5 protein-coding genes are annotated in these 6,624 nt (G+C 70.8%); 3 read left to right on the plus strand and 2 right to left on the minus strand.

Features of this window, described 5'->3' with window-relative positions:
- Positions 1-57: 57 nt before the first annotated feature.
- Positions 58-3,288, minus strand: coding sequence for an isoleucine--tRNA ligase (ileS, locus tag VHA72_RS11120; protein ID WP_325575172.1), 3,231 nt, complete (start codon positions 3,286-3,288; stop codon positions 58-60).
- A 279-nt stretch (positions 3,289-3,567) separates the two neighbouring features.
- Between ileS and VHA72_RS11125 the strand changes: the two genes are divergently transcribed.
- The 3 genes from VHA72_RS11125 (at position 3,568) to VHA72_RS11135 (ending at position 6,085) form a co-directional block, all read left to right on the plus strand.
- Positions 3,568-4,137: a DinB family protein gene (locus tag VHA72_RS11125; protein ID WP_325575174.1), complete on the plus strand. Its 570-nt coding sequence runs from the start codon at positions 3,568-3,570 to the stop codon at positions 4,135-4,137.
- 146 nt (positions 4,138-4,283) lie between these two features.
- Entirely contained in the window at positions 4,284-5,252 is a 969-nt protein-coding gene (gene dapD / locus VHA72_RS11130; RefSeq protein ID WP_325575176.1) for a 2,3,4,5-tetrahydropyridine-2,6-dicarboxylate N-succinyltransferase, read from the plus strand.
- Entirely contained in the window at positions 5,252-6,085 is an 834-nt protein-coding gene (locus VHA72_RS11135; RefSeq protein ID WP_325575178.1) for a hypothetical protein, read from the plus strand. Before dapD ends, VHA72_RS11135 begins: the two co-directional genes overlap by 1 nt.
- Here the strand turns inward: VHA72_RS11135 and VHA72_RS11140 are convergent.
- On the minus strand, positions 6,078-6,624 hold a 547-nt coding region (locus VHA72_RS11140; RefSeq protein WP_325575180.1), incomplete at its 5' end, for a hypothetical protein. The two genes, VHA72_RS11135 and VHA72_RS11140, sit on opposite strands and share 8 nt — an antisense overlap.

The following is a 6,624-nucleotide window of genomic DNA, read 5'->3' on the forward strand; positions in this document are numbered from 1 at the left end:
ACGAACGGCGGGGTCGCACGAGCAGTGCTCGTGCGGCCCCGCCGTTCGCGTCCTGCGTCAGATCCGGGTGACCGCCACGGTGGCCTTCTCGCCGTCGCCGACCGAGACCTCGGTGCCCACGACCGCGTCGACGACCTGGTACGACGTCGCGAGCGTCTCCTTGGCGATCAGGTCGCGGTGGGCGGTGGCGGCCGCCCGGACCGCCTCGTCACCGGCGATGGCGAGCTCGATCCGGTCCTCGACGCGGAACCCGGCGTCCTTGCGGGCCTGCTGCACCGCCCGGATCAGGTCGCGGGCCAGGCCCTCGGCGGCCAGCTCGGCCGTCACCACTGTGTCGAGTACGACGAAGCCGCCGCCCGGCAGCATCCCGACGGCCTGGTCGTCGCTGGCGGCACCGGCGACGGTCTCCAGGGCGTACTCCCCCTCGAGCAGCGCCAGGCCGCCCGCGATCACGGTGCCGTCGGCGGCGACCGACCAGTCACCCGACTTCGAGCCCTTGATCGCCTGCTGCACGTCCCGGCCCAGCCGCGGACCGGCCGCGCGGGCGTTGACGGTCAGACGCTGCTCCACGCCGTACTCCTGCGCCTCGGCGGAATCGGCCGCCAGCAGCCGGACCGTCTTGACGTTGACCTCGTCGGCGACGATGCCCTCGAAGCCAGCCACCGGCGGGCCGACCACGGTCAGCGAACCCAGCGGGAGCCGGTTGCGCAGATGGCGCGCCTTGCGCAGCGCCGAGGTGGCCGAGCAGACGTCGCGGACGGCGTCCATCGCCTCCACCAGGGCGTCGTCGGCGGGCAGCTCGTCGGCGTCCGGCCAGTCGGTCAGGTGCACCGAACGACCGCCGGTCAGGCCGCGCCAGATCTCCTCGGTGGTCAGCGGCAGCAGCGGCGCGATCGCGCGGGTGGTCAGCTCCAGCACCGTGTAAAGGGTGTCGAAGGCGCCCTGCTCCTCGTTCCAGAACCGCTCCCGGCTGCGCCGGATGTACCAGTTGGTGAGTACGTCGAGGAAGCGCTGCGTCGCGTCACAGGCGTCGGCGATGTAGTACCTGTCCATCGCCTCGGTCATCTCCACGACGTACGTCCGGGCCTTGGCCAGGAGGTAGCGGTCCAGCGGGTCGGTGCTGGTCGTGGAGCGCTGCGCGTCCAGGCCGGCGGCGTTCGCGTAGAGCTGGAAGAAGTACCAGCTGTTCCACAGCGGGATCATCACCTGGCGCACCGAGTCGCGGATGCCCTGCTCGGTGACGATCAGGTTGCCGCCGCGCAGGATCGGGCTGGACATCAGGAACCAGCGCATCGCGTCGGCGCCGTCGCGGTCGAAGACCTCGCTGACGTCGGGGTAGTTGCGCAGGCTCTTGGACATCTTGTTGCCGTCCGAGCCCAGCACGATGCCGTGGCTGACGCAGCTCGAGAAGGCGGGCTTGTCGAACAGCGCCGTCGCCAGGATGTGCAGCGTGTAGAACCAGCCGCGGGTCTGCCCGATGTACTCCACGATGAAGTCGCCCGGGAAGTGGTGGGTGAACCACTCCTCGTTCTCGAACGGCACGTGGTTCTGGGCGAAGCTCATACTCCCGGAGTCGAACCACACGTCGAGTACGTCGTCCACCCGGCGCATGGTGCTCTTCCCGGTCGGGTCGTCCGGGTTGGGCCGGGTGAGCTGGTCCACCCACGGCCGGTGCAGGTCCTTCTCGCCCTCCTCGTTGAGAGGGAGCGTGCCGAAGTCGCGCTCGATCTCCTCGAAGGATCCGTAGACGTCGATGCGCGGGTAGGCCGGGTCGTCGGACTTCCACACCGGGACCGGGCTGCCCCAGAACCGGTTGCGGGTGATCGACCAGTCGCGGGCGTTCTCCAGCCACTTGCCGAACTGGCCGTGCTGGATGTGCTCGGGCACCCACCGGATCTGCTCGTTGAGCTCGAGCATGCGTTGCTTGAACGCCGTGACCTCGACGAACCAGCTCGACACGCCCTTGTAGATGAGCGGCCTGCGGCAGCGCCAGCAGTGCGGGTAGGAGTGCTCGTAGGACTCCTGGCGCAGCAGCACCGTGCCCGCGGTGACGGCGCCGGTGCCGTTCTTGAGGTCGGTGATGATCGGCCGGTTGGCGTCGAAGACCTGCAGGCCGGCGTAGTCGACCACCGGCGCGGTGAACCGGCCGTCCTTCCCGACCGGCATCACCGGCTCGATGCCCTCGCGGTCGGTGACCTCCTTGTCGATCTCACCGAACGCGCCCGCGCTGTGCACCAGCCCGGTGCCGTCGGTGGTGGTGACGGCCTCGTCGGCGGCGACCACGCGGAACGCGTTGGCGTGGTCGGCGTAGTAGCCGAACGGCGGGGCATAGGTCAGGCCCAGCAGGTCCTTGCCGGTGCCCCGCCAGGTGATCGTGGGCTCGTCGCCGAGCTCGCGCGCGTACGCCGCCAGCCGCGCCTGCGCGAAGACCAGCCGCTCACCGTCACGGTCGACGACGACGTACTCGATGTCCGAGCCGACCATCACGGCCAGATTGCTGGGCAGGGTCCACGGCGTGGTGGTCCAGATGACGAGCTTGGCACCCTGGAGCTCGGCCGCCAGCGGGTGTGCACTCGGTGTGATCTCGAAGCCGACCGTCACGGCCGGGTCCTGGCGCTGCTGGTAGACGTCGTCGTCCATCCGCAGCTCGTGGTTGGACAGTGGCGTCTCGTCGTTCCAGCAGTAGGGCAGGACGCGGAAGCCCTCGTAGATCAGGCCCTTGTCGTAGAGCGTCTTGAACGCCCAGATCACCGACTCCATGTAGTCGGGGTTGAGCGTCTTGTAGTCGTGGTCGAAGTCGACCCAGCGGGCCTGGCGGGTGACGTAGTCGCGCCACTCGTCGGTATAGCGCAGCACCGAGGCGCGCGCCGCCTCGTTGAACTTGTCGATCCCCATCGCGTGGATCTCGTCGGTGGTCTTGAGCCCGAGCTGGCGCATCGCCTCCAGCTCGGCCGGCAGGCCGTGAGTGTCCCAGCCGAAGCGTCGCTCGACCCGCTTGCCGCGCATGGTCTGGTAGCGCGGGACGATGTCCTTGACGTAGCCGGTCAGCAGGTGGCCGTAGTGCGGCAGGCCGTTGGCGAACGGCGGGCCGTCGTAGAAGACGAACTCGTTGCTGCCGTTCTCGCCCGGGTCGCGCGCCTCGATGCTGGCCTGGAACGTCCCGTCCTGCGCCCAGTACTCCAGCACCCGCTTCTCGAGGTCGGGGAAGCGTGGGCTGGCCGGCACGGCGCGCTGGTCGGCCGCGGCGGCGGGGTCGGTGGTGACCTTGGGATAGCGGCCTTCGGCCATCGGGCATCTCCTGCGGTTCGGTCTTCGTCCTGTCCAGGGACGACTTTCGCCGCGGTACCACCCCGGTTGCGCAGCGGGCTGCGCCACTCGTTGACGGCTGTGACGGGCCGGACCCGCCGGGTTCTACTGAGCCTCCTGCGTTCGAGTCGGCCGTTCTTCCCGGGGCTCGCCGCTGATGACGGCTCGAGCGCCTGTACGACGAATCGTACGGCGTCGGCGTCCGCGCCGCGAACCGTATTGCGGTTGACCCCGCCACCCCGACCGGGATTGGCTGGGCGCATGAGCGGAGAGTCGGCTGCCGGGTACGGCGGCAACTGGTTGCCGCCGGGCGAGGACCCGCGCTTCGACGGCAAGCCCGAGGGCGAGCTGGCGACGTACCGGGACTACCTGCGCAACTACCGGCTGACCCTGGAGCTGAAGTGCCAGGACCTCTCTCCCGCGCAGCTGGCCACCTGCAGCGTGCCGCCGAGCAACCTCAGCCTGCTCGGCCTGGTCCGGCACATGGCCTACGTCGAGCACAGCTGGTTCCAGCGGGCGCTGCAGGCCAACCTCGACGAGCCGCGGCCCTTCACCGGCTCCCAGGACCACGACCTCGAGTTCAGCGGTGCCGTCGGCACGCAGGAGTGCGCGGATGAGGCATTCACCGCCTGGCACCACGAGATCGGGCGCGCCGAGGCCTGGCTCGACACCCAGACCGAGGCCGACATGGCGCGCGTCGTGGTCTACAACAGCGACGGCGAGACGACCAGCGTGCGGGACATCCTGGTGCACATGGTCGAGGAGTACGCCCGGCACTGCGGCCACGCCGACCTGCTCCGGGAGTGCCTGGACGGCCGCACCGGTCAGTAGCCCGGCTCAGACGCGCAGGACCGAGCGGAGGTGCGCGGCAGCCAGGTGCCGACCCCCGACACCATGTAGTAGTCAGGGAACTCGCACCGCCCACCGACAGTTCCGCGAGACCGCGGAGCTGACGGACCCCGGTAGGCTTCGGCAGCGTGACTCTCGCCTCGAACGAACGCCGGGCCTGGGGCTTCGGCCTGACGACGTACGCCGCCGACACTGGGTCCGATCCGGGGGCAGTCCTCGACGTGTGGTTCCCGAGCCCCGAGCTCGGCGCCGCCCCGGACGGGGCGGTCGCGAGCGCCGAGCTGATCGCCCTGGAGGGCGACGACGAGCTGCGCCAGGTCAGCCGCGTGGTGGAGCTGGTCGAGATCGACCTCGACGCGGCACCGGCGAGCACCCAGGACGTGTGGCTGCGGCTGCACCTGCTCTCCCACCGCCTGGTCCGGCCGCACGGCCAGAACCTGGACGGCATCTTCGGCCTGCTCACCAACGTGGTCTGGACCAGCGCCGGCCCGTGCGCCGTGGAGGGCTTCGAGCTGACCCGCGCCCGGCTGCAGGCGGCCGGCCGGCACGTCACCGTGTACGGCGTGGACAAGTTCCCGCGGATGGTCGACTACGTCGTGCCCAGCGGCGTCCGGATCGCCGACGCCGACCGGGTCCGGCTCGGGGCCCACCTCGCCGCCGGCACCACCGTGATGCACGAGGGCTTCGTGAACTTCAACGCCGGCACGCTCGGCACCTCGATGGTCGAGGGCCGCATCTCCGGCGGCGTGGTGGTCGGGGACGGCTCCGACATCGGTGGCGGCGCCTCGATCATGGGCACCCTGTCCGGCGGGGGAAAGCAGGTCATCTCGGTGGGCGAGCGCTGCCTGCTCGGCGCCAACTCCGGCATCGGCATCAGCCTGGGCGACGACTGCGTCGTCGAGGCGGGCGTGTACATCACGTTCGGCACCAAGGTGACGGTGAAGAGCCCGGGCGCCGAGGACGCGATCGTCAAGGCCAGCGAGCTCTCCGGCGCGAGCAACGTGCTCTTCCGCCGCAACTCGGTCACCGGCACGGTGGAGGCGGTGCCGTGGAAGGGCGAGGGCATCGCCCTCAACGCCGCACTCCACGCGAACTAGTGCGCAAGCTCGCGATCACCCTGGTGGTGGTCGCGGTCGTGGCGGTCGCGGCGGTCGTCGGTCTGCGGACCGTGACCGGCAAGATCCACGACCTGCTCCCCCAGCCCGAGGACTGCACCGCCAGCGTCGGCGACCACGACGCCACCCTGGACCCCGAGCAGGCCGAGAACGCGGCGCTGATCACCGCCCTGGCGGTACGCCGCGGCCTGCCGGCGCGCGCGGCCACGATCGCGCTGGCCACCGCGATGCAGGAGTCGAAGCTCTACAACATCGAGGGCGGCGACCGGGACTCGCTCGGTCTGTTCCAGCAGCGGCCGAGCCAGGGCTGGGGCACGCGGGCGCAGATCCTCGACCCGGTCCACGCCACCAACGCGTTCTACGACGCGCTGGTGAAGATCCCCGACTACCAGGACCTCGAGATCACGGTGGCGGCCCAGCAGGTGCAGCACAGCGCGTATCCGGCGGCGTACGCCAAGCACGAGGCGGACGCCCGGGCGCTGGCCTCGGCACTGACCGGCTACTCCGCGCATTCTTTCTCCTGCCGCTACGACGCGCCCGCCGCCGGCGCCGGCCACCCGGCCGCGCTGCGCAAGGAGGTGCGCAGCCTCTTCGACGGCCTGATCGAGGCTCCGGTGGTGCGCGGCAGCACGATGACCGTCGCGGTGCCCTCGCGCACCACCGGCTGGTCGGTGGCGCAGTACGTCGTCGCCGAGTCGCGCCGGCTCGGCATCGCCCGGGTCTCCTACGCCGGCTGGACGTGGTCCGCCGGCGGCCACAGCTCCTGGCAGCACGGCGGCCCGACGGCCGCGCAGGTGGAGATCAGGCTCAGTTAGCCAGCAGGTTGATCGCCACCACCGCCGCCACGCCGAGCGCGGCCAGTCCGGCCTGCACCAGGGTGAGCAGCCGGGACGGCGCCCCGTCGGTGGCACGGCGACGGAACCGGTCGAGCGCGAACCCGCCCACGACCCGCACCGCCAGCAGCACCGCGAGCGCGGCCAGCGGCGCGGCCGTGGTCCAGTAGCGGTCCCCGGCCAGGTGCACGAACGGCTGCAGCAACAGCGCGAACAGCCCGATCTTGACCAGCACCGAGAGCAGCTGGTCGCGCCGCGAGCGCCGGGTGACGATCAGCAGCGCGAGCGCGGTGAGCTTGATCATCAAGAAGAACGGCCGCTCGGTCCAGGATCGGATCGCCCGATTGGCCGCAGTGGCGTACGGCGTGCCGGGCGGGCGCAGCTTGAACAGGAATCCGGCCGGGTCGTCGGCGTAGCGGTGCCAGTCGGCGATCACGTCGCGGGCATAGGAGTGCGCGGTCACGCCCCGGCGGGCGTACGCCGACATCTGCGAGAGCACCGTGACCTCACTCGTGCCGGTG

Source organism: Nocardioides sp. (assembly GCF_035547795.1).
In the GTDB taxonomy this organism is placed as follows: Bacteria; Actinomycetota; Actinomycetes; order Propionibacteriales; family Nocardioidaceae; genus Nocardioides.

What these genes read in the sequence shown, in the direction of transcription:
- ileS (WP_325575172.1), bottom strand. Translation starts at nt 3,288, where the DNA reads ATGGCCGAAGGCCGCTATCCCAAGGTCACCACCGACCCCGCCGCCGCG.
- VHA72_RS11125 (WP_325575174.1), top strand. Translation starts at nt 3,568, where the DNA reads ATGAGCGGAGAGTCGGCTGCCGGGTACGGCGGCAACTGGTTGCCGCCG.